The sequence below is a fragment of the Sphingosinicella sp. genome (assembly GCF_041916975.1).
GTDB lineage: Bacteria > Pseudomonadota > Alphaproteobacteria > Sphingomonadales > Sphingomonadaceae > Sphingosinicella.
This window is the reverse complement of record NZ_JAYRYK010000001.1, coordinates 4,093,286-4,116,077: the sequence shown is the minus strand read 5'-3', so window position 1 is coordinate 4,116,077 and position 22,792 is coordinate 4,093,286. Positions and strand designations below refer to the sequence as shown.

The window sequence follows — 22,792 nt, the reverse complement described above, 5'->3', positions numbered from 1 at the left end:
TCTGCTGTTCCGGTCGGTGGAGGGGCACCATGACCGCAAGCGCCAAGCCGCAGATGATCGGCTTCTGGATGACGGCTTCACTCGTTGTCGGCACCATCATCGGCTCGGGCATCTTCATGCTTCCCGTCAGCCTTGCGCCCCTTGGCCGCAACGCACTGATCGGTTGGGTCATCAGCGGCGTCGGCATCCTGTGCATCGCCTACGGCCTCGCGCGCCTCTCCCGCCTTGGCGGAGACGGCATCCAGGCCAACGTCGAAAAGGAATATGGGCCGACGGTCGCGTTCCTCGTCGCGTGGAGCTTCTGGGTGTCGAACTGGGTGGCGCAGGCGGCGGTGGCGATTGCCGCAGCGGCGGCGCTCTCTTTCGTCAGCCCGTCGCTTGGCGGCGAGGCTGCGATCGTCCCGATGGCGATCGGCTGGCTGGTGCTGCTCACCGCGATCAACGCGGCGGGCGTGCGCGCGGCAGGCAGTTTTTCGATCGTTACCGTTGCGATCAAGCTTATCCCCTTGCTGGCGGTCGTCTTCCTCTTCGTCGAACGCGGCGTGACCGGCGGAACCTTCGAACCGTTCGCGCCGCTACCGGTGAACTTCGCCAACATCGCAACGGCAACGGCGCTGACCTTTTTCGCCTTCACCGGATTTGAAACGGCAACCACCCCGGTCGGCAAGGTCCGCGATCCCGAACGGACGATCCCACGGGCGCTGCTCGGCGGCACGGCGTTTGTCGTTGTGCTCTATCTCATCGCTGGAACGGCGATCCAGATGCTGCTGCCGACGAGCGTCATCGTCGCTTCGCCGGCGCCCTTTGCCGATGCGCTGGTATCGCGCTGGGGCAATACCGCCGCAACCGTGAGCGCGCTGACCCTCGCGGTCGCGGCCATCGGGTGCCTGAACGGCTTGATCCTCGGCACCGGCGAGCTTGGTTACGCGATGGCGCTGCGCGGTGAAATGCCCGCAGCCATGGCAAAGACGCGCGGAAGCAACACGCCCGTCGTCGCGCAGATCGTGGCAACCGTGCTCAGTATCATTCTGCTGCTTGCGAACAGCAGCCGCGCCACGGCCCATCTCTTCACGTTCATCATTCTGCTTTCAACCGCAGCGATGGTGCTCGTCTATCTGACGTCCGCACTCGCGGCGTGGCGGTGCAGCCCTGCCCCCGCCCAGCGTCTCCTGATCGCGGGCGCGATCCTCTTCATCGCTTTCGCGACCTACGGCATCGGCCTTGAAGCGAGCCTGTGGTGCCTGGTTCTGCTTGCAATCGGCCTTGTCGTGCGCGCCGTAATGCTCTGGCTCAATCGGCGAACCGCAGCGGGCGCGGCGCAGTAAGCGGTTCCAGCTTACTTCACCCGCGTCCACACCTGCGATTTGCAGCCGATGCCGCCGAGAAGGCAGCCTTTCCCCTCCAGCGTGTCGGCATCGATGATCGTGACGGTGCCGTGGAAGGTACGGTTGATGTCGGGCACGAAGACCTTGCCCTTCCAGCGGCCTTCCTGCTGCTCCTCGAAATCCTGGAAGAGCTGGCGGCCGATCAGCTGGTCCGTGCCGCCGCGCCGGGCATCGGCCTTGGCCTTGTCGTTCGCCCACACGACGACGCCGCACATCTTGCCGTCGCATTCCTGTGCCTCGACATGAACGCTGTTCTTCGGATTCTTCCACGTGCCGTAGGTCCGCTCCGAAAGCGTCGCGTCCTGTGCCAGCGCGGGCGCTGAAAGAAGCATCATCGACACCAACACCGATCGCGTCATGGCTACCGCCTCCCGAACAGTTTCTCGATATCTCCGCGCGCGAGCTTAACGTACGTCGGACGCCCGTGGTTGCACTGGCCCGAATGGGGCGTCGCCTCCATTTCGCGCAGAAGTGCGTTCATTTCCGTGACGCTGAGCGACCGCCCTGCCCGCACCGAGCCGTGGCACGCCATGGTCGCGAACACCTCGTCGAGCCGTTCCTTCAGGCTGTGCGCCGCGCCGAGGCTGGTGATATCGTCGGCCAGATCGCGCACCAGCGCCTTCGCGTCGGCATTGCCGAGGATCGCGGGTGTCGCGCGAACGAGGATCGCCTCCGCGCCGAAGCGCTCGATCTCCAGCCCCATCTCGGCAAGCTCGGCTGCGTGGGCTTCGAGCCCGTCGCACTCGGCCTCGTCGAGTTCCACGACCTCGGGCAGCAGAAGCGCCTGCGCGCGGACGCCGCCGCCTTCCATGGCACGCTTCATCTTTTCGAGCGTCAGCCGCTCGTGCGCGGCGTGCTGATCGACGATCACGAGCGCATCGCTGGTCTCGGCAACGATCCAGCTACCGTGCACCTGCCCGCGCGCAGCGCCGAGCGGGAATGCCGTGAGATCGGCATCGCGGCTTTCGGCGTGGACCGGCGAAGGCGCTCCGGCTCGCGCCTGTGGCGGGGCGTTGAAACGGAAGCTGTGATCGCCGAACATCGCGGGACGCGGGGGCGCGGGTGCCACCATCGGTTCCGGCCGGAACGCGGAGAGCGCAGCTTCGGAAACCGTGGTCGCGGCGTGGCCGCTGCCGCTGTCTAGCGCATGGCGGAGCCCTGAAACGATGAGACCGCGCACCAGCGCCGGATCGCGGAAACGCACTTCGGTTTTCGCCGGATGCACGTTCACGTCGACGAAGTCGAACGGCACGTCGAGAAACAGCGCCAGCACCGGGTGGCGATCACGCGCGAGGAGATCACGGTAGGCGCCGCGCACCGCGCCGAGCAGCAGCCGGTCCTTCACCGGACGCCCGCCGACGAACAGATACTGGTGGTCCGCCGCGCCCCGGCTGTAGGTCGGCACCGCCGCGAGTCCGCCGAGGCGAAGCCCATCGCGCACCAGATCGATCGCAACGGCGTTGTCCGTAAACTCCTGCCCCAATATGGCCGCGAGCCGTGCCACACGCGCGCTTTCCAGCAGATCGGCAGAGGGCTGCGCGTCAAGCAGACGGCGGCCTTCGTGGGCAACGCTGAACCCCACATCGGCGCGCGCCATCGCGAGGCGGCGCACCACGTCGAGGCAGGCGGCAAGCTCGGCGCGCGGACTTTTCATGAATTTGCGCCGCGCGGGCACCTTGCCGAACAGGTCGGCGACCGAAACGCGCGTACCCTGCGGCAGCGAGGCCGGGCCGTCGCGCTGGATGGTGCCGTGATCGACCTCGATCTCCCATCCCTCTCCGCTTGCCGTCCGGCTGGCGATGCGGAAGCGGCTGACGCTCGCGATCGAGGGCAACGCCTCGCCCCGGAAGCCCATCGTGGCGATGGCTTCGAGGTCGCCGGTCGGCAGTTTAGACGTGGCGTGGCGTTCGAGCGACAAGCGCAGATCGTCCGCGTCCATGCCGGAGCCATTGTCTGTAACGGCGATCAGATCGAGCCCGCCGCCTTCAAGCTCGACGGCGATTCGCGTCGCGCCTGCATCGAGCGCGTTTTCGACGAGTTCCTTCACCGCGCTCGCGGGGCGCTCGACGACTTCGCCGGCGGCGATGCGGTTGACGAGGTCTTCGGGTAAGCGGCGGATCGACATGGCCGCGTCTTCCTAGCAACGATCGCAAGGCTTTGTTAGCGGTTCGTCGCGTATTGCGTGGTGAAAGCCGCGTTAACCACGGAAGCGACGCCAATGCGCCCCTTGCACTTCCCTGCGACAACACTGCATATGCAGGCCAACGCGCGTCCACACGCATAAAAGAGAAGAACTCCATGCTCAGCCGCATTTTCGGTTTTCTTGCCCAGGATATGGCCATCGATCTCGGTACGGCCAACACGCTCGTCTACGTGCGCGGGCGCGGTATCGTGCTCAACGAACCGTCGGTGGTCGCGATCGAGACGATCAACGGCCGCAAGATGGTGAAGGCTGTCGGAAACGACGCCAAGATGATGATGGGCAAGACGCCGGGCAATGTGGAAGCCATCCGCCCGCTGCGCGACGGCGTGATCGCCGACATCTATGTCGCCGAGCAGATGATCAACCACTTCATCAAGAAGGTGCACACGCGGAAGTTCGGCAATTATCCCGAAATCGTGATCTGCGTGCCTTCGGGTTCGACGAGCGTCGAACGCCGCGCCATCCGCGACGCCGCGAACAACGCGGGCGCGAGCCAAGTGTATCTGATCGAGGAGCCGATGGCGGCCGCGATCGGCGCCGGAATGCCGGTGACGGAGCCGATCGGATCGATGGTCGTCGACATCGGCGGCGGCACCACCGAAGTCGCTGTGCTCTCGCTGCGCGGCCTTGCCTACACGACCTCCGTGCGTGTCGGCGGCGACAAGATGGATGACGCGATCGTCAGCTACGTCCGCCGCAACCACAACCTTCTGATCGGCGAAGCCACGGCCGAGCGCATCAAGAAGGAAATCGGCACCGCGAAGCCGCCGATCGACGGCGTCGGCGTTACGCTGGAGATCAAGGGCCGCGACCTGATGAACGGCGTGCCCAAGGAAATCACCATCAACCAGGCGCAGATCGCCGAGGCGCTTTCGGAGCCGGTTTCGGCAATCGTCGAGGGCGTCCGTCAGGCGCTTGAAAACACTGCGCCGGAGCTTGCCGCCGACATCGTCGATCAGGGCATCGTGCTGACGGGCGGCGGTGCACTGCTCGGCCAGCTCGACGAGGTGCTGCGCGACGCGACCGGCCTTCCCGTCACCGTTGCCGACGATCCGCTGACCTGCGTTGCGCTCGGCACCGGCCGCGCGCTCGAAGAGCCGATCTTTCGCGGCGTCCTGACCACCGCACTCTAGGGAGTCGCTGCGGATGGCGTGGCCACCCCGCAGATCGAGCGGGCGGAGTTCGCGCCGGCAACGCAACATCGCGCTTCTGGGACGCGCGGCGACGATCGCCGCCGTTGCCGTTGCCGCGATGCTGCTGGTGCTGAGCCGTGCCAGCCCTGACCGATATTCCGCGCTGCGCAGTGGCGCGGCAGATCTCGTTGCGCCGCTCTGGACAGCCATTCTGATACCGCTTGGCGAGGTTCAAGCCGCCGCGGGTTCGGTCGCCGACTATTTCAAGGCGGTCGAGAAGGTGCGGCTGCTCGAAGGCCGCGAGCGCATGTACCAGATCGAGCGCGAACGGCACGCGCAGGCACTGCACGAGAACCGCGAACTCAAATCGCTCCTCAAGGTCTCCGAGCCGGCGCGCGAGCGCATCGGCGTGTTCGCCATCTCGGGCTCCAGCACGGGCGCCTATGTCCGCTACGCGCTGATCAGCGCCGGCGCGCGGCACGCCATCGAACCCGGCCAACCCGTGCTGGCGGCGGCGGGCCTCATCGGCCGCACGGTCGATGTCGGCAAGCGCGCAACGCGCGTGATGCTGCTCACCGACGTATCGAGCCGCGTGCCCGTGCGCGTCGTGCGCACCGGGCTTCCCGCGCTCCTTATCGGCAAGAACCTGCCGCTGCTCGATGTCGACCTCTCCGGCCCCTCCAATTCCGAAGTCCGCATCGGCGATCGGCTCGTCACCTCGGGGGATGGCGGCCTGTTCCCGCCCGGACTGCCGGTGGCGACGATCGTGCGCGTTTCCGGTGACATGCCCGAAGCCCGTCCCGCTGCGACGCCCGACGGGCTCGATTACGTGATCGTCGAACGCCCCTACATGCCGCCCATGCCGCTTCCCGATGAAGAGCCGCAGGGTCGCGAGGCGCATCCCGAGGCCGTGATCCAGCAGCAGGCGGCGGAATGATCACGACGCCGTGGCACCAGATGACCGCGCGCGAGCGGGCACGCTGGATTTTCGATCACTGGAAGCTGGCGATCCCACTGATCGTCGTCGTCATCGCCTATATGATGATGACGCTGCCGATGTTCGCGCCGCTGCCCGTGATGCCCAATCTCGCGCTGCTGCTCGTGCTGCTCTGGACGCTCTACCGCCCGCAGCAGATGCCCGAATGGACCGGGCTGCCGATGGGGCTTGCCGGCGACATTCTGCTCGGAACGCCGGTCGGCGCGAACGGTTTGCTCTTGCCGCTGTTCATGATGCTTGTGCGCTATGCAGACGTGTATGTGCGCCGCGCGAGCTGGGTCGGCGACTGGCTGTTCAGCATCCCCTTGCTGTTCGTGTACCATCTGGCGCTGTGGAGACTTTGCGCCCTCGTCGCGGACCCGTTCCCCTTCCTGCCGCTTGCGACGCAGACGGTGGCGACGATCGCCGTGTACCCGTTCGCCGCGCACTTCTTCGCGCGCATCCAGCGTAGGTGGGCGCCATGAAGCTCACCTCCGAAGCCGCGCGCGAGCAGATGTTCACGCGCCGCACGCTCTTTGTGGGTGCGGCGACCGGCGGCCTCGGCCTGCTGCTTGCCGGGCGCATGGCCTACCTCTCGATCTTCGAGCAGGAGAAATACAAGCTCCTTGCCGAGGACAACCGCGTCTCGGTGCGCCTGATCCCGCCGCGGCGCGGCTGGATCGTCGACCGCAACGGCAAGCCGCTCGCCGTCAACCAGCCCGATTACCGGCTGGAAATGATCCCCGAGCAGATCGCCGACCTCGAACAGACGCTCGCCGATCTCACGCGTCTGCTCAGGCTGCCGCCCGAAGAAGTCGCGCGGATTCGCGATGCGGCGGCGACGCAGCCGAAATACCTCCCCATTCAGGTCGCCGCGGGCATCAGCTGGAACGATTTCGCCGCGATCAACGTGCGCCTGCCCGATTACGACGGCGTGCAGCCGGTGCGCGGCTTCACACGCTACTATCCCGATGGCGATGCCGTCGGCCATCTGCTTGGCTATGTCGGTGCGCCCACACGCGAACAGTATCTCGCGGCGGACCGCGACCCGCTCTACCTCCACCCGGCCTTCAAGCTCGGCAAGGACGGCATCGAGAAGGTTCTGGACGTGCCGCTGCGCGGCAAGGCGGGCGCACGCCGTGTGGAGGTGAACGCGCGCGGCCGCGTGATCCGCGAGCTTTCCACGGTGAACGACACGCCCGGCCAGACGGTGAAGCTCACCATCGACCGCGATCTCCAGTCCTTCGCGGCGCGGCGCCTTGGCCCCGAATCCGGCAGTGTCGTCGTCCTCGACGTGTGGACGGGGGACGTGCTGACGCTCGTCTCCATGCCCGCCTTCGATCCCAACACGTTCTCCGACGGCATCAGCCACAAGGAATGGAACGCGTTGATGTCGGACGATCACAATCCGCTCATCAACAAGACCGTGCAGGGCCTTTATCCGCCGGGATCGACCTTCAAGCCGGTGACCGCGCTTGCCGCGCTCGAATACGGGATCAGCCCGGACGCTACCGTGCACTGCCCCGGCGCCTATTATCTCGGCAGCCACCGCTTCGCGTGCTGGCGGCGCGGCGGGCACGGTACCGTGAACCTCGACAAGAGCATCTTCCAGAGCTGCAACGTCTATTACTATACGCGCGGCCGCGAGATCGGCATCGAGCGGATCGCCAACATGGCGAAGCGCCTTGGGCTGGGGCATGATTATGAAGGCCTTTCGCTGCCTGCGCAGCGCGAGGGTCTCGTCCCCACGCCCGAATGGAAGCGCCGCCGCTACGACAAGGAATGGCTGACCGGCGAGACGCTGAACACCGCGATCGGCCAGGGCTACATGCTCACCTCGCCGCTGCAGCTTGCCGTGATGTCGGCGCGCATTGCTTCAGGCCGGAGCGTCGTGCCGCGCCTCGTTTCCGGCGGCAGCACACCCGGCACCATCGATATCGATCCCGAACATCTCGCGCGCGTTCGCTACGCCATGGGCCTCACCGTGAACGGGCCGCAAGGCACCGCCGGGCGTTCGCGCCTTCCCATCCCCATCCAGATGGCGGGGAAGACCGGCACCGCGCAGGTGCGCGCGCTGACGAGCGCGACGCGCGGCGCCAACTACAAGTCGATTCCCTGGAAATACCGCGATCACGGCCATTTCATCGCCTTCGCACCGGTGGAAGAGCCGCGCTATGCGGTGAGCGTCGTCGTCGAGCACGGCGGCGGCGGCAGCATCGCCGCCGCGCCGATCGCGAAAGACGTGATGACCTTCCTGTTCGCGCCCGAAATCGCCATGGCTGCGCTCGAACGGCTGGAGGAAGGCTGGGGCCGGGAGGCCGCGCAGCGCGCCGCCGTGGCGGCTGCAGCGGCGGCGGCGCAGGCGGCCACCCCACCCTCGCCCGCAGAACCGATCCCCGATGCTTAACAGCGCGATCCCCGAACGGCTGCAGGCGCTGCCCTGGCGGATGCTGCTGACGCTGCTCGCGCTCGGCGGCTTCGGGCTTGCCGTGCTCTATTCCGCCGCGGGCGGACACGTGCGCCCGTGGGCGTTCAATCAGGGAATCCGCTTCACACTGTTTTTCGTGATGGCGCTCGCCATGAGCCAAGTGCCGCTGTCGTGGTGGCTGCGCGCCGCTTACCCCGGCTACGGCATCGTCCTTGTCATGCTGCTCGGCGTCGAGATTCTGGGCAAGGTCGGCGGCGGCAGCCAGCGTTGGCTCGATCTCGGCATCATCCGGCTGCAGCCCTCCGAACTCATGAAGATCGCCATCGTGCTCGCGCTGGCGCGCTTCTTTCACTATTTGCCGCGCGTCGAAACGCAGCGCTGGGGGAGCCTCGTCGCGCCTGCCGTGCTCATCGGGTTACCCGTGGGGCTCGTGATGTTGCAGCCCGATCTTGGCACGGCGCTTTCGATCGCGTTCGGCGGGGTCGTGATCGTGTTTCTGGCGGGCGCGCGCATGTCGCTGTTCGTAGGCGGCGGCGCTGCGCTGGTCGCGGCGATCCCCATCGCTGTCAGCCTGCTGCACGATTATCAGCGGCGGCGCGTTCTCATCTTCCTCGATCCGGACGCCGATCCGCTCGGCGCGGGCTACCACATCACCCAGTCGAAGATCGCGATCGGATCGGGCGGACTTTCCGGCAAGGGCTTCCTTTCGGGCACCCAGAGCCACCTCCAGTATCTTCCCGAGCTTCACACCGACTTCATCTTCGCGACGATGGCAGAGGAATGGGGCCTCTTCGGTATGCTTTTCGTGCTCGCCTGCTATGCGATCATCCTCGGCTGGGGCTTCTCCGTCGCGCTCCGCGCGCGCAACCAGTTCGCACGGCTGACCGCTGCGGGCCTCACCTGCACATTGTTCTTCTACGTGTTCGTCAATCTCGCGATGGTGATGGGCTTCGCCCCCGTCGTCGGCATTCCGCTGCCGCTGATGTCCTACGGCGGATCGGCAATGATGACCGCGATGATCCTGATCGGCATCCTGCTTTCGATCGATCGCCAGCGCGAGGAAACCATGATCGGCGAAGGCCCGTCGGCATTCTAGGGGGCCACGCGCGATTCCGGTCTTGCAACCCGGGATACCCCGCGCTATAGCGCCCGCCTCGCGGTTGAAAGCGGCGCCCCGGCGCCCTATCTCATGCCCGGTGTGGATGCATAGCTCAGTTGGTAGAGCAGCTGACTCTTAATCAGCGGGTCCTAGGTTCGAGCCCTAGTGCATCCACCACTTCTTTCCCGAAAACCTGAAATCAGGCGGCCAAATCAGGCCCCCGGCGCGAAGTCCGCGACGAGGTCGTGGCGGTCGCCGGGGAAGAGCTGCGAAACGCTCGTCACGGGATCGCCGCCGCGCCATGTCCAGCGCTCGATGCGGAGGCACGCGGTGCGCGGGATGCCGAGCAGGCGCGCTTCAGCGGCGGTGGGCATCACGGCGCTGATCCGGTGCCGCGCCTCGCTCCACGGGACGCGCTTCAAAAGCCAGGTGCCGGGCGCTTCATCCGCGAACGTCTCGGCTCCCGCCTCGGGCACGGCAGCAAGCGAGATTTCGCGCTGTTCGATGCAATAGGGCTCATCGCCCGCATGGTGGAGGCCGGTCACGACGACGCTCCCGTCCTCCACCTCGCGTTTCAGCCGCTGCCAGCGGTAGGCAAGGCCGCGTTCGGCGACGACTTTCGCAAGGTCCGGCACTTCCAGAACCGCCGAATGCACGCGCGGGTGTGCGACGAACGATCCGGCCTTGCGCCGCCGCTCGATCAGCCCTGCCCGCGCCAGCATCTCCAGCGCCTTGCTCACTGTTGCGCGTGAGCAGCCGTAGCTGCGGACGAGTTCGTGCTCGAAGGGGATGCGGTCCCCCGGCTTCCATTCACCCGAGCGGATTCGTCCTTCGATATCGGCGCGGATGCGCTCGCCGGGCTTCACGCGGTGAGGCGCTCCAGCGCGGCGGCATAACGCGCCGTGATAGTCCCCCGCGCGACATGGCGGCCGCCTACCACCTGCCGCACGCCGCCGGCCCAGACGCTGTCCACACAGCCCGCGCCGCCCGCGAAAATCCAGCTATCGAGAATCATGTCGCTTTTTCTTGCGGCGAGCGCCGGATGGCAAGCATCGAGCGCAATGATATCGGCGGCCATCCCCGCCGCGAGCCCACACTTCACGCCCAGCGCCTGCGCGCCGCCCGCGAGCGCCCCGCCGAACAGCCGCTCCCCGACCGACGCCGTTTCCTCGCAGCCGAGGATGTTGCGGCGGCGATGGTGAAGCCGCTGGCTGTATTCGATCATGCGCAGTTCGCTCGCCGCATCGACGAGGATGTTCGAATCGGTGCCCGTGCCGATGCGGCCGTCGAGGCGCAAATAGGCCTCCGCCGGGAACACGCCGTCGCCGAGGTTCGCTTCTGTCACCGGGCACAGCCCTGCGACGGCACCCGATGCGGCGAGCCCCATCACTTCCGCATCGTCGATATGCGTCGCATGGATCAGGCACCAACGCTCGTCGACAGGCGCGTTTTCGAGCAGCCATTCGACGGGCCGCGCACCGGACCACGCGCGGCAGGCGTCCACCTCCTTCGTCTGCTCGGCGGCATGGATATGGATAGGCCCGCCTTCCGCGAGCGGCAGGATCGCGGCGAGCTCTTCCGCCGTTACCGCGCGCAGCGAATGCGGCGCGATCCCGATCACGTCGCCCGTGCGCAGCTTGGCGCGGCTCGCTTCCATCAGGCGGGCAAAGCCATCGATGTCGCTGATGAACCGGCGTTGTCCCGGCGCGGGCGGTGCGCCTCCGAAATCGGCGTGCGCGTAGAACACCGGCAGCAGCGTGAGCCCGATCCCCGTTTCCGCTGACGCAGAAACGATGCTTCCCGCCGTTTCCGCGAGATCGGCGTAGCGGCCACCGCCGATATCATTGTGGAGGTAGTGGAACTCACCGACGCGCGTGTAGCCGCTCTCCAGCATCTCGGCATAGGCGAGCGCGGTGATCGCGGCGATGTCCTCCGGCGTCATGCGGCCGAGGAAGCGGTACATCACCTCGCGCCACGACCAGAAATCGTCGTCCGGCCGCCCGCGCCGCTCGGAAAGTCCGGCCATGCCGCGCTGGAAACCGTGGCTGTGAACGTTGCAGAGCCCCGGAATCGCGATGCCGTGGCGTTCATCACCTGCCCCCGGCGCAACCCCCGTTTCGACGCTGTCGATCAGCCCACCGGACAGCGTCAGCCGCACGTCCTTCGCCCAGCCGCCGTTCAGTCTTGCCTGCGAGAACCAAAGCCTTTGCATCACCACCTCGATATTATGTCTAGACATAATAACCGATCGCGCTGAGAATGGCACGCATGAATCGCCTCTGGCACAACGCAAGACTGATGACGCTCGAAGGGCGCGGCCTCGGTATCGTCGAGGACGGCGCCGTGGTGTGCGAGGGCGGCATCATCACCTATGCAGGGCCGCGCGCCGGGGCGCCGAGCGCCGCTGAAACCATCGATTGCGAAGGCCGCTGGATCTCGCCCGGCCTCATCGATTGCCACACGCACCTCGTCTATGCGGGAAACCGCGCGCGCGAATTCGAACTGCGGCTCGAAGGCGCATCCTATGAGGAGATCGCCCGCGCGGGCGGCGGCATTGTCTCGACGATGAAAGCAACGCGTGCAGCGAGCGAAGACGGTCTCGTCGCGGCCTCCCTGCCCCGCCTCGATGCGCTGATCGCCGAGGGCGTTACCACGGTCGAGATCAAGTCCGGCTACGGCCTGTCGCTGGACGCCGAACGCAGGCAGCTCCGCGTCGCACGTCGTCTCGGCGAAGAACGCAATGTGGCCGTCACCACCACCTTCCTCGGCGCGCACGCGCTGCCGCCTGAATTCACCGACCGCGACGCCTATGTCGCCCACGTCTGCAACGTGATGCTGCCTACGCTCGCCGCCGAAGGGCTCGTCGATGCCGTCGACGCCTTCTGCGAGGGCATCGGCTTCTCGCCCGATCAGGTCGCGCGCGTGTTCGAAGCCGCACGCACGCTCGGCCTCCCGGTCAAGCTCCACGCCGAGCAGCTTTCCGACCTCGGCGGCGCATCACTCGCCGCACGCTACGGTGCGCTTTCGGCCGACCACCTCGAACATCTGAATGAGACCGGCATCACCGCGATGGCCGCCTCCGGCACCGTCGCCGTGCTGCTCCCCGGCGCCTTCTATTTCACGCGTGAGGAGAAGCGCCCGCCCGTCGCCGCGCTCCGTGCGCACGGCGTGCCCATCGCGCTCGCGACCGATTGCAACCCCGGCACCTCGCCCCTCACCTCGCCGCTCCTCGCAATGAACATGGCAGCGACACTGTTCCGCCTGACGGTGGACGAATGCATCGCCGGTTTCACGCGCGAGGCCGCGCGCGCGCTCGGGCGCAGCGACATCGGCACGCTCGCGCCCGGCAAGGCCTGCGATCTCGCGATCTGGGACATCGGCGAGCCCGCCGAACTCGTTTACCGCATGGGCTTCAATCCGCTCCATGCGCGCATCTGGAGAGGACAGTGACGATCACGCTCACCCCCGGCGTCATCGGTTTCGAAACCCTGCGCGCCATCTATCGCGGCGAAGCGGCAGCGCTCGCCCCCGCAGCCTTTCCCGCCATCGAAGCGAGCGCTGCTGCCGTCGCGCGCATCCTCGATCGCGGCGATCCCGTTTACGGTATCAATACCGGCTTCGGGAAACTCGCCTCGGTCCGCATCGACGAAGCCGATCTCGCCACGCTCCAGCGCAACATCGTGCTCAGCCACGCGGCAGGTGTCGGCGAACCGATGCCGCGCGCAGTCGTGCGCCTGATGATGGCATTGAAGCTGGCGAGCTTCGGCCATGGCGCCTCGGGCGTCTCCACGGAGACCGTGCGCCTTATCGAGGCCATGCTGACGAAAGACCTGATGCCCACGATCCCCTCGCAAGGCTCCGTCGGCGCCAGCGGCGACCTTGCCCCCCTCGCGCACATGGCCGCGACGATGATCGGCGTGGGCGAGATCGACGGTATCCCGGCAGCTGAGGCACTGGCGAAGGCAGGCCTTGCCCCCCTCACGCTCGGCGCGAAGGAAGGTCTCGCGCTCCTCAACGGTACGCAATTTTCCACGGCCTGCGCGCTCGCGGGCCTGTTCGAAGCGGAAAGCCTCTTCCGCACCGCGCTCGTCACCGGCGCACTCTCCACGGAAGCCGCGAAGGGTTCCGACACGCCGTTCGATCCCCGTATCCACACGCTGCGCCGACACCGCGGCCAGATCGACGTCGCGGAGGCACTGCGCACGCTGATGCACGCTTCCGCCATCCGCGCCTCGCACCTCGAAGGCGACGCGCGCGTGCAGGATCCGTACTGCCTGCGCTGCCAGCCGCAGGTGATGGGCGCCGTGCTCGGCATTCTGCGGCAGGCGGCCGAAACGCTCGTCGACGAGGCAAACGGCGTCTCCGACAACCCCCTCATCTTCGCCGATACGGACGAGGCACTGTCCGGCGGCAATTTCCACGCCGAACCCGTCGCCTTCGCAGCGGACATGATCGCGCTCGCGCTCTGCGAGATCGGCTCGATCGCCGAGCGCCGCATCGCGATGCTCGTCGATCCTGCGCTCTCCGGCCTCCCGGCATTCCTTACGCCGAAGCCCGGCCTCAACTCGGGCTTCATGATCCCGCAGGTGACGGCGGCCGCACTCGTTTCTGAAAACAAGCAGCGTGCCTATCCCGCGAGCGTCGATTCGATCCCCACGTCAGCCAATCAGGAAGACCATGTATCGATGGCCGCGCACGGCGCGCGCCGCCTGCTGCCGATGGCCGAGAATCTCGCCTCGGTGCTCGCCATCGAATATCTCGCCGCCGCGCAGGGCTGCGATTTCCACGCGCCCCTCACCTCCAGCCCCGCGCTGGAACAGGCCCGCACCGCGCTCCGCGCCGAAGTCCCAACGCTGGACCACGACCGCCATTTCCACCCCGATATCGTCGCGGCGATACGCCTCGTGAATGCGGGCACGCTCGCCGCGCTCGCGGACCTTCCGCTATGACCTGGCTGATGGTGCATCAGGGCGACGCGCCGCTCGTCGTCGCCTTCCCGCACACCGGCACCACGATCCCGCCGGAAATCGAAGACACGCTGCGTTCGCCGTGGCTCGCGCTCAAGGACACCGACTGGTGGGTGGACGCGCTCTACGCCTTCGCGCGCGATCTCGGCGCCACGACGATCCGCACCGGAATGTCGCGCACGGTGATCGATGTGAACCGTGATCCGTCCGGCGTCTCGCTCTATCCCGGCCAGATCACCACGGGCCTCTGCCCCACCGAAACTTTCGACGGCGAGCCCTTCTACCGCCCCGGCGAAGAGCCCGGCGAAGCGGAAATCGCACGCCGCCGCGAAACATGGTTCGATCCTTATCACCGCGTCCTCTCCGAAGAGCTCGCGCGCCTGCGCCGCCGCCACGCGCACGTCGTGCTCTATGATGCGCACTCCATTCGCGGCCACGTGCCTCGCCTGTTCCCGGGCGACCTCCCAGACCTCAACGTCGGCACCAACGGCGGCACGACCTGCGCGCCCGCACTCGCCGAGGCGGTGATGGCCGCCTGCGGACGCTCGCCCTACACGCATGTCCTCGACGGGCGCTTCAAGGGCGGCTGGACGACGCGCCACTACGGCAATCCCGGCGCAGGCTTCCATGCGACCCAGATGGAACTCGCGATGCGCACCTACCTCGCCGAGCCGCCCGTCACCGCGTGGGGCAACTGGCCCGCCGACTACGACCCCGCCCGCGCGCAGCCGCTGCAATCCACACTCCGCGAGGTTCTGGAAGCCGCCCTCGCTTTCGCCAAAGGCCAAGCATGACCCGTACCGACACCAGCCGCATCATCCGCCCCGCCACCGGCACGACGCTCAGCGCCAAAAGCTGGCTCACCGAAGCCCCGTTGCGGATGCTGATGAACAACCTGCACCCGGACGTCGCCGAGCGCCCCGAAGAGCTCGTCGTCTACGGCGGCATCGGCCGCGCCGCGCGCGACTGGGAGAGCTACGACAAGATCGTCGAAACGCTGCGCCGCCTGAACGACGATGAGACGCTCCTCATCCAGTCCGGCAAGCCCGTGGGCGTGTTCCGCACCCATGCGGACGCGCCGCGCGTGCTGATCGCCAATTCCAATCTCGTCCCGCACTGGGCGACGTGGGAGCATTTCAACGAACTCGACCGCAAGGGTCTCGCCATGTACGGCCAGATGACGGCGGGCTCGTGGATCTACATCGGCACGCAGGGCATCGTTCAGGGCACGTACGAGACGTTCGTCGAAATGGGCCGCCAGCACTACGGCGGCGATCTTTCCGGCAAATGGCTGCTCACGGCGGGACTCGGCGGCATGGGCGGCGCGCAGCCGCTCGCGGCGGTGATGGCAGGCGCGTCGTGTCTCGCCATCGAATGCCAGCCGAGCCGCATCGAGATGCGCCTTCGCACAGGGTATCTCGATCATGCGGCGGAGAGTCTCGACGAAGCGTTGCGCCTCGTCACAACGGCAACGAAACCGATTTCCGTCGGTCTCGTCGGCAACGCCGCCGAACTCCTCCCCGAAATTTACCAGCGCGGTATCCGACCCGATCTGCTCACCGATCAGACCTCCGCGCACGATCCGGTGAACGGCTATCTCCCCGCAGGCTGGAGCCTCGAACGCTGGTTCGGGATGCGCGAGCAGAACCCGGAAATCGTTGCCGAGGCCGCGAAAGCCTCGATGGCCGCGCACGTCCGCGCCATGCTGGATTTCCAGAAAGCAGGCGTGCCCACGGTCGATTACGGCAACAACATCCGGCAGGTCGCGAAGGACGCGGGCGTCGAGGACGCGTTTGCCTTCCCCGGCTTCGTCCCCGCCTATATCCGGCCGCTGTTCTGCCGCGGCATCGGCCCGTTCCGCTGGGTCGCACTCTCGGGCGACCCGGAGGATATCTACAAGACCGATGCGAAGGTGAAGGAACTCATCCCCGACAATCCGCACCTCCACAACTGGCTCGACATGGCGCGCGAGCGCATCCACTTTCAGGGCCTGCCCGCGCGCATCTGCTGGGTCGGGCTCGGCGATCGCCACCGCCTCGGCCTCGCCTTCAACGAGATGGTGGCGAAGGGAGAACTCAAGGCCCCCGTCGTCATCGGACGCGACCATCTCGATTCTGGCTCCGTCGCCAGCCCCAACCGCGAAACGGAGGCGATGCGAGACGGCTCCGATGCCGTATCGGACTGGCCGCTCCTCAACGCGCTCCTCAACACCGCGTCGGGCGCCACATGGGTCTCGCTCCACCACGGCGGCGGCGTCGGCATGGGCTATTCGCAGCATTCGGGCATGGTCATCGTCTGCGACGGCAGCGAAGCGGCCGCGCGCCGCATCGAGCGCGTCCTCTGGAACGACCCCGCCACCGGCGTCATGCGCCATGCCGACGCCGGCTACGACATCGCGCGCGATTGCGCACGCGAACAGGGCCTCGATCTCCCCGGCATTCTCTGACGGCGCGGCACGGAAAAATATTCCTTCCCGAAAGGATGGCTGGAACGCGCCATGCCACGCTTGGCATTGCGTTTCCTCCTGTGCCATAGGCTCCCGGCAAGAGCGGGAGAAGCGCGTTGGGTGAAATCGATCTCGTCGGTGCGACCAAGCAGGCGCTGCGCCGTCTCGCTACCACGGTCTGCGTCATCAGCAGCCGCCACGAAGGCGAACGCTTCCTGATGGCGGCAACCGCCGTGGAGGCAATGTCGATGGACCCGCCCTCGATGCTCGTCTGCGTCAACCGCTCCGCTTCGATCCACGCCCCGCTCGCGGCGGGCGCGGACTTCGCCATCAACGTGCTCTCCGCCGATCAGGAAGACATTTCGCGCCTGTGCGGCGGCGGTGCCAAGGGCGAGGAACGCTTCGCCTGCGGCGACTGGCGGGACGGCCCCGGCGGTCTCCCGCTGCTCGGCGGGGCGCAGGCGAACGTCGTGTGCAAGCAGGACGGTCTGTTCGCCTACGGCACGCACACCATCGTGATCGGCCGCGTGGAATCGGTCACCGTCGGCGATGTGGTCGACCCGCTACTCTACGTCGACGGCCGCTACACGCGCGTTCCCGCCTAGGGCACGATCACGGCGGCACCAGAAAGCGCACCCGCCCGCAGCCGTTCGAGCGCGACGTTCGCCTGTTCGAGGCTGAACGTCTCCGTCACCGTCTTCAGACCGGATTTCTCGACCATCTCGAAGAACGAGGTGCCGTCCTCGCGCGTCAGGTTCGCGACCGACCGGATCACCCGCTCGCCCCAGAGGTCGGCGTAAGGAAACGACGGGATGTCGCTCATGTGGATGCCCGCACAGATCACGCGCCCGCCCTTGCGCACGGCCTTCAGCGCGGTGGGCACCAGCGCCCCCACCGGCGCGAAGATCAGCGCCGCGTCAAGCTCTGCGGGCGGCGCTTCTTCCGAGGATCCCGCCCACACGCAGCCGAGCGACCGTGCGAACGCCTGCGCCTCCACGTCTCCCGCCTTGGCGAACGCATACACCTCGCGCCCCTGCCACACCGCGACCTGTGCCAGCACGTGCGCGGCCGCGCCGAACCCGTAGAGCCCGATCCGCCGCCCCTCACCCGCCATGCGCAGCGCACGCCAGCCGATGAGCCCCGCGCAGAGCAGCGGCGCGGCTTCCACGTCGGAGAAGCGCTCGGGGATCGGGAAGCAATAACGCGCATCCGCCACGGCATGCGTCGCATAACCGCCATCCCGCGTGCAGCCGGTGAATTCGGGATGATCGCAGAGATTTTCCTGCTCCGCCGCGCAATAGGGGCAGTGGCCGCACGTATGCCCCAGCCACGGCACGCCGACGCGCTGCCCGATGGAAAAGGCCGTCACATCCGCACCCATTCCGATCACGCGCCCGACGATCTCATGCCCAGGCACGATCGGGTAATGCGTCGGAATTTCCCCGTCCATCACGTGCAGATCGGTGCGGCACACGCCGCACGCCGACACCGCGATCAGCAGTTCGTCCGCGGCCGGCGTGGGCACCGGGCGCTCCACGATCCTCAAGGCCTGCCCCGGCCCGCCAAGCTCGGCCGCACGCATCGTCGTCATCGCCATGCCTCCCTTGCGCCAAGCGTGACGCGGCGGCTGGAGTCGCGCAATGCGTCAGATTACCATCGCGCCGTATCGGCTGCCGGGGGAAGCACATGACGGGGCGTATCGAGGAACTGGCGCACGAGATCGTACGCCTGCAACAGGAGCTGGACCGCGAGATCGAGCGCCGCCGCACGGCACTCGGCTGGTCGCTGAAGGCGCGGCTCGTCGAGTTCGAGCAGGGCATCGTGGCTGAGCACAAGCGCCTGCGTATGGGCCTCACCGAATTCTTCGCACGCTCTTCGTGGCGCACGATCGCCACTGCGCCGGTGATCTATTCGCTGATCGTGCCGTTCGTCATCATCGACATCTGGGTCAGCCTCTATCAGGCGATCTGCTTTCGCGCCTACGGCATCGCGCGCGTCCGCCGCAGCGATCACATCGCCTTCGATCGCGGCAGCCTCGCCTATCTCAATGGGATCGAGGCGCTGAACTGCGCCTATTGCAGCTATGGCAACGGCGTCATCAGCTATGTGCGCGAGGTCGCCGCGCGAACCGAGCAATACTGGTGCCCGATCAAGCACGCGCTGAAGGTCACCGGCGCGCACGAGCGCTATCAGGCCTTCCTCGAATACGGCGACGCCGAAGGCTACCGCGCCCGCCTCGAGGCATTCCGCGAGGCGCTGCGCACCGATAAGGTCGACGCCGCCTAACGGTTCAGCCGTTCATGGTGCCAGCGCAGGTGCGCCTCCATGAACGTCGAGATGAAATAATAGCTGTGGTCGTAGCCTTCGCGCAGGCCGAGCGTCAGCGTAATGCCCGCCTTCGCGCAGGCGGCTTCGAGAAGCTCGGGCTTCAACTGTTCCTTCAGGAAATTGTCCGACCCGCCCTGATCCACCAGCAGTTCCGGCACGCGCGCGCCGTCCTCGATCAGCGCGCAGGCATCGTATTCGCGCCACGCCGCACGGTCCGCCCCCAGATAGCCGCCGAGTGCCTTCTCGCCCCACGGACAATGGAGCGGGCTCACGATCGGCGCGAACGCCGACGTCGCGCGGAACCGGCCCGGATTGCGCAGGCTGATGGTGAGCGCACCGTGACCACCCATCGAATGGCCCATGATGCCCTGCCGCGCCATGTCCACCGGGAAGTGCGCGCCGATCACCTCGGGCAATTCATTCTCGATGTAGCTGCGCATCCGGAAGTTCGCCGCCCACGGCGCGGCAGTCGCATCGACGTAGAAGCCCGCACCCTTGCCGAAGTCGTAAGCCTCGTCGTCGGGCACGTCATCGCCGCGCGGGCTCGTGTCCGGCGCCACGAAGATGAGGCCGAGTTCGGCGCACGCGCGCCGGAATTCGCCCTTTTCGGTGACGTTCGCGTGCGTGCAGGTGAGGCCGGAAAGATACCACACCACCGGCAGCTTCGCGCCCGGCGCGTGGTCGGGCACGAACACGCTGAACACCATCGGCGTGCCGGTTTCCCGCGAACTGTGCTTGTAGACGCCCTGCGTGCCGCCGAAGCTGCGGTTCGTCGAAACGGTTTCGATGGTCATTTGTCCTCCAGCACGGGAATGTGGGCGATGATCGGCGCGTGTCCCCACGCTTCGAGCGCACGCACAAGGTCAGGCCCGGACATGCCGACCGTCGCCGTGTTGCGCAAGGGGTGGACGTTGACGACCTCCGCCGCCGCGAGCGCCGCATCGAGCGCCACCGTCACCACGCCGCCCGCATCGTTGAACGCGGCAAGCGGCGTCACCGATCCCGGCGTGATGCCGAGCAGGCGCTCCATGTCCTCCGCCTTGCCGAAACTCAGCCGCCGCGATCCGATCACGGCGGGCAGCGCCTTCAGGTTCGCGCGCACCTCGGCCGGGATGGTCACCAGGAAGAACGCCCCCGCCTCGTCCTTAAGGAACAGGTTCTTGGTGTGCGTCCCAGCGATCTCGTGGTGCAGCGCCTCGCTCTCACCCACGGTGAACACCGCCTGATGCTCGTGCTTCGTGAAAACCACGCCGAGCCCGCCGAGCGCCGCTTCCAGTTCCGTTTCCCGTGATGTCACGAAGATCCCCTTTCCGCCCGGCGCATACAGCGCATTAACCCTGACGTGCCAGTATGTTTGCACCGCGTTGCGTCTGCTGGAGAGTGGCCATGGGCCGAGAGACAGAGCTGCCGGGCCTTTCGCCCGGTCCCGAGGAGCTGGATTTCGTTCGCAAGGCGGTCGATCACGTCCGCGTTCGCTCTGAAGCCGCGCTCGCCCGCAAGGAGGGCGAGATTCGTCGCCTGCGCGCGGAGGTCGAATGCCTGCAGATCATCAAGCAGCGCTTCGAATCGATCGTCGACACCGTCCCCGTCATCATCTTCGCGTGCAATTCGAAGGGCGATGTCACCTACATCAACAGCAGCTTCACGCGGCTCACCGGCTGCCCGCCCGAAGACGCGCTCGGCGCCGGCTGGCAGAGCTTCACGCACCCGGACGATGTCGAGATCGTCAAATCGGCCCTCGCGCTCGCGATCCAGAGCGGCGTCCCGCGCGGCTCACTTATGCGGATGCGACCGCCAGGGGGCGAATACGTGATGTTCAGCGCCACTGGCACGGCGGTGCGCGACGGCAACGGCAAGTTCCTCGAATGGTACGGTATGCTGATCCCACAGCCCGGTGAGGTTCATCTGCTGAGCGTCTGAACACGAAATCAATACGTTACGGGTTCGCATCAATATGCCAACCTGTCCCATCGCGGCACAGGCGGGTCGAAAAACCTTACAATCCTGTGGCCTCCAATCCTCAGAACACTGCAATTTCCGCCACATGCGGAACTGGCACCCTCCTTGCGTGTTGCAGCGACGAGGCGCCCTCTATCGGCGCCGAGTTGAAAGGACGAGGACCATGCTCGACACGCGCGCCTATGATGGCTCGAAGCAGGGCTACCGGCTTGTGTACCGCCCGTCGAAGGTCAATTGCTGCCCGGGATGCGGCCACACCAACTGGTACATCGGCCGCAGCTCCGCCGAGTGCGCCTTCTGCGCGACTGCGCTGCCGCTCCAGCAAACGGGCGGTGCCGACTATCTCACCGATCTCGGCGTGCTGGTAGCAGCCTGACGGGTAAACCCGCTGGATAACCTGCGGTTATAGCGCGCCGCCGAGAACGGTCTTGCGGCGCCGGGCCGGATGCCCTTCCCTCTCCACTCGCTCAGTTGAGAGGGGTATTGATGAAGCGGTCCTGTGGTCTTGTCGCGCTTGTCGGCGCGATGGTTTCGTCTCCCGCGCTTGCCACCGATCTCGAAGACGTAAAGGCGCTGGTTTCCGATTCGGGCATCGCCGCGGCACCGGGCTGCGCGGTCGGCGCGTTCAAGGCGGGCAAGCCGCTGTTCGTCACCGCCTCCGGCATGGCCGATGTAGAGGCGAAAACGCCGCTCGATGGCGACACATTGATCTATGCCGCGTCGGTCTCCAAGCAGTTCACCGTGCTCGCTGCCGCGACGCTCATCACCAAGGGCAAGCTCGGCCTAGACGACGACATTCGGAAGTATCTCCCCGAATTGCCCGCTTACGAGGTGCCGGTCACCGTTCAGATGCTGATCCACCACACCTCGGGTGTTCGGGACTGGCTGGCGCTCGCGCGCTGGTCGGGCAGCGACGATGCAGCAACGTTCACCAAGGCGAAGGCGCTCGATCTGCTGCTGCGCCAGAAGGCGACCAATTTCACGCCCGGCACCGATTTCATCTATTCGAACGGCGGCTATCTGCTGCTCGCTGAGATCGTCGAGCGCGTCTCCGGTATGCCGTTCAGCGATTACGCCGCGAAAGCCGTGCTGAAACCGCTCGGCATGAAGAACAGCCTGTTCATGAACGGCGCGCGGCCCGGGGGCAAGGTCGCGCACGGCTACAAGCCGAAGGACGGCGGCTTCGAGATCCGCGACACCTACCCGCTGATCAGCGGTTCGGGCGGGCTGATGACCACGATCAATGACCTCGCACGCTACGAGTACGATATCGAGATCGGCCACAAGGTCTGGACCCCCGCCGTCAGCGCGATCATGCTCGAACCCGGCCGCTTCACGAACGGCGAGCCTGCGGTTCGAAAGCCCAGCCGCCAAGCTTATGCGGGCGGCCTCATGGTCGGCGAGCGGCGCGGGCAGAATTTCGTGCAGCACGCCGGCGGCGCGGAAGCCTTCCGCAACCAGTACCAGCGCCTGCCGGAGCGCCGCCTCGGCATCGCGGTGTTTTGCAATCGAAGCGACTGGGATCCGGTCGAGAAGGCCGACGCCGTCCTCGAACTCATCGAAAGCAAGATCCTTGAGCCCAATGCCGCGACGCCGAGCGGGCGCTATTATGCCGAGGAGCTGCAGGCGACCTACGACATCTCGTCGGAAGGCCTCCGGCTGACCGCCGCGATCTCCTCCCCCTATGCAGAGAAAGGGGCTCCACTGAGCTTCACACTGTCACCCGACGGGATCTACCGCGGGGACGGCATGACGCTCAAATTCTCCGACGACCGCGCCAGCTTCTCGCTCGGCACGGAGCGCGTCCGCGGCATCACCTTCACGCGGCTGGCGGACGGCGGCTAGAGCCTAGCCGCCGTTCGGTTCGT

General features: G+C 66.7%; 22 protein-coding genes and 1 tRNA gene. 16 read left to right on the top strand and 7 right to left on the bottom strand.

Features of this window, described 5'->3' with window-relative positions; all coding sequences use genetic code 11:
* Window positions 1-29: 29 nt before the first annotated feature.
* A complete protein-coding gene (locus ACE3TJ_RS19320; protein WP_374599144.1) occupies window positions 30-1,325 on the top strand; it encodes an APC family permease in 1,296 nt (431 codons plus the stop codon).
* Between the two features lie 11 nt (window positions 1,326-1,336).
* Here the strand turns inward: ACE3TJ_RS19320 and ACE3TJ_RS19315 are convergent, their stop codons facing one another.
* Entirely contained in the window at window positions 1,337-1,744 is a 408-nt protein-coding gene (locus ACE3TJ_RS19315) for a DUF2147 domain-containing protein (RefSeq protein ID WP_374599142.1), read from the bottom strand.
* A 2-nt stretch (window positions 1,745-1,746) separates the two neighbouring features.
* A complete protein-coding gene (gene mutL, locus ACE3TJ_RS19310; RefSeq protein ID WP_374599140.1) occupies window positions 1,747-3,510 on the bottom strand; it encodes a DNA mismatch repair endonuclease MutL in 1,764 nt (587 codons plus the stop codon).
* Between the two features lie 173 nt (window positions 3,511-3,683).
* On the opposite strand from mutL, the gene ACE3TJ_RS19305 reads away from it, so the two are divergent.
* The 6 genes from ACE3TJ_RS19305 (at window position 3,684) to ACE3TJ_RS19280 (ending at window position 9,401) form a co-directional block, all read left to right on the top strand.
* Entirely contained in the window at window positions 3,684-4,721 is a 1,038-nt protein-coding gene (locus ACE3TJ_RS19305) for a rod shape-determining protein (protein ID WP_121048144.1), read from the top strand.
* A gap of 13 nt (window positions 4,722-4,734) precedes the next feature.
* Window positions 4,735-5,658, top strand: coding sequence for a rod shape-determining protein MreC (gene mreC, locus ACE3TJ_RS19300; RefSeq protein WP_374599137.1), 924 nt, complete (start codon window positions 4,735-4,737; stop codon window positions 5,656-5,658).
* Window positions 5,655-6,182, top strand: a complete 528-nt coding sequence (gene mreD, locus ACE3TJ_RS19295) for a rod shape-determining protein MreD (protein ID WP_374599135.1) — start codon at window positions 5,655-5,657, stop codon at window positions 6,180-6,182. Before mreC ends, mreD begins: the two co-directional genes overlap by 4 nt.
* Window positions 6,179-8,104 (top strand): penicillin-binding protein 2, encoded by a 1,926-nt coding sequence (gene mrdA / locus ACE3TJ_RS19290; RefSeq protein WP_374599133.1) that lies wholly within the window; start codon window positions 6,179-6,181, stop codon window positions 8,102-8,104. The genes mreD and mrdA overlap by 4 nt, the downstream gene beginning before the upstream one ends.
* The gene (gene rodA / locus ACE3TJ_RS19285) at window positions 8,097-9,221 is read left to right on the top strand and encodes a rod shape-determining protein RodA (RefSeq protein WP_374599131.1); all 1,125 of its coding nucleotides are present in this window, start codon (window positions 8,097-8,099) and stop codon (window positions 9,219-9,221) included. The genes mrdA and rodA overlap by 8 nt, the downstream gene beginning before the upstream one ends.
* A gap of 104 nt (window positions 9,222-9,325) precedes the next feature.
* A tRNA-Lys gene (locus ACE3TJ_RS19280) sits at window positions 9,326-9,401 on the top strand.
* A gap of 35 nt (window positions 9,402-9,436) precedes the next feature.
* On the opposite strand, the gene ACE3TJ_RS19275 is transcribed toward ACE3TJ_RS19280, so the two are convergent.
* Window positions 9,437-10,090, bottom strand: coding sequence for a UTRA domain-containing protein (locus tag ACE3TJ_RS19275; RefSeq protein WP_374599129.1), 654 nt, complete (start codon window positions 10,088-10,090; stop codon window positions 9,437-9,439).
* Window positions 10,087-11,436, bottom strand: coding sequence for a formimidoylglutamate deiminase (locus ACE3TJ_RS19270; protein ID WP_374599127.1), 1,350 nt, complete (start codon window positions 11,434-11,436; stop codon window positions 10,087-10,089). The genes ACE3TJ_RS19275 and ACE3TJ_RS19270 overlap by 4 nt, the downstream gene beginning before the upstream one ends.
* A gap of 47 nt (window positions 11,437-11,483) precedes the next feature.
* Here ACE3TJ_RS19270 and hutI point away from each other — a divergent pair, with 47 nt between their 5' ends.
* The 5 genes from hutI to ACE3TJ_RS19245 all read left to right on the top strand — a co-directional run bounded on the left by hutI (window position 11,484) and on the right by ACE3TJ_RS19245 (window position 17,242).
* Entirely contained in the window at window positions 11,484-12,674 is a 1,191-nt protein-coding gene (hutI, locus tag ACE3TJ_RS19265) for an imidazolonepropionase (protein WP_374599125.1), read from the top strand.
* Window positions 12,671-14,173 (top strand): histidine ammonia-lyase, encoded by a 1,503-nt coding sequence (gene hutH, locus ACE3TJ_RS19260; RefSeq protein WP_374599123.1) that lies wholly within the window; start codon window positions 12,671-12,673, stop codon window positions 14,171-14,173. Before hutI ends, hutH begins: the two co-directional genes overlap by 4 nt.
* Window positions 14,170-14,985, top strand: coding sequence for an N-formylglutamate deformylase (gene hutG, locus ACE3TJ_RS19255; RefSeq protein ID WP_374599121.1), 816 nt, complete (start codon window positions 14,170-14,172; stop codon window positions 14,983-14,985). Before hutH ends, hutG begins: the two co-directional genes overlap by 4 nt.
* Window positions 14,982-16,637: a urocanate hydratase gene (gene hutU / locus ACE3TJ_RS19250; protein ID WP_374599119.1), complete on the top strand. Its 1,656-nt coding sequence runs from the start codon at window positions 14,982-14,984 to the stop codon at window positions 16,635-16,637. The genes hutG and hutU overlap by 4 nt, the downstream gene beginning before the upstream one ends.
* Before the next feature lie 116 nt (window positions 16,638-16,753).
* A complete protein-coding gene (locus ACE3TJ_RS19245; protein WP_374599117.1) occupies window positions 16,754-17,242 on the top strand; it encodes a flavin reductase family protein in 489 nt (162 codons plus the stop codon).
* Here ACE3TJ_RS19245 and ACE3TJ_RS19240 read toward each other — a convergent pair.
* Window positions 17,239-18,228 carry a zinc-dependent alcohol dehydrogenase family protein gene (locus ACE3TJ_RS19240; protein WP_374599115.1) on the bottom strand — a complete coding sequence of 330 codons (990 nt, stop codon included), beginning with the start codon at window positions 18,226-18,228 and terminating at the stop codon, window positions 17,239-17,241. The genes ACE3TJ_RS19245 and ACE3TJ_RS19240 overlap by 4 nt on opposite strands.
* 95 nt (window positions 18,229-18,323) lie before the next feature.
* On the opposite strand from ACE3TJ_RS19240, the gene ACE3TJ_RS19235 reads away from it, so the two are divergent.
* On the top strand, window positions 18,324-18,923 hold the full coding sequence (locus ACE3TJ_RS19235; RefSeq protein WP_374599113.1) for a hypothetical protein: 600 nt from the start codon (window positions 18,324-18,326) through the stop codon (window positions 18,921-18,923).
* On the opposite strand, the gene fghA is transcribed toward ACE3TJ_RS19235, so the two are convergent.
* Complete coding sequence (gene fghA, locus ACE3TJ_RS19230; protein WP_374599111.1) at window positions 18,920-19,759, bottom strand: S-formylglutathione hydrolase; 840 nt, start codon at window positions 19,757-19,759, stop codon at window positions 18,920-18,922. The two genes, ACE3TJ_RS19235 and fghA, sit on opposite strands and share 4 nt — an antisense overlap.
* Window positions 19,756-20,262 carry a prolyl-tRNA synthetase associated domain-containing protein gene (locus tag ACE3TJ_RS19225; protein WP_374599109.1) on the bottom strand — a complete coding sequence of 169 codons (507 nt, stop codon included), beginning with the start codon at window positions 20,260-20,262 and terminating at the stop codon, window positions 19,756-19,758. Before ACE3TJ_RS19225 ends, fghA begins: the two co-directional genes overlap by 4 nt.
* An 89-nt stretch (window positions 20,263-20,351) precedes the next feature.
* Between ACE3TJ_RS19225 and ACE3TJ_RS19220 the strand changes: the two genes are divergently transcribed.
* From ACE3TJ_RS19220 to ACE3TJ_RS19210, 3 genes are all read left to right on the top strand, one after another.
* Window positions 20,352-20,885 carry a PAS domain-containing protein gene (locus ACE3TJ_RS19220; protein WP_374599107.1) on the top strand — a complete coding sequence of 178 codons (534 nt, stop codon included), beginning with the start codon at window positions 20,352-20,354 and terminating at the stop codon, window positions 20,883-20,885.
* A gap of 202 nt (window positions 20,886-21,087) precedes the next feature.
* Window positions 21,088-21,300, top strand: coding sequence for a hypothetical protein (locus tag ACE3TJ_RS19215; RefSeq protein ID WP_271256524.1), 213 nt, complete (start codon window positions 21,088-21,090; stop codon window positions 21,298-21,300).
* A gap of 110 nt (window positions 21,301-21,410) precedes the next feature.
* On the top strand, window positions 21,411-22,769 hold the full coding sequence (locus ACE3TJ_RS19210) for a serine hydrolase domain-containing protein (RefSeq protein WP_374599104.1): 1,359 nt from the start codon (window positions 21,411-21,413) through the stop codon (window positions 22,767-22,769).
* Window positions 22,770-22,792: the final 23 nt, after the last annotated feature.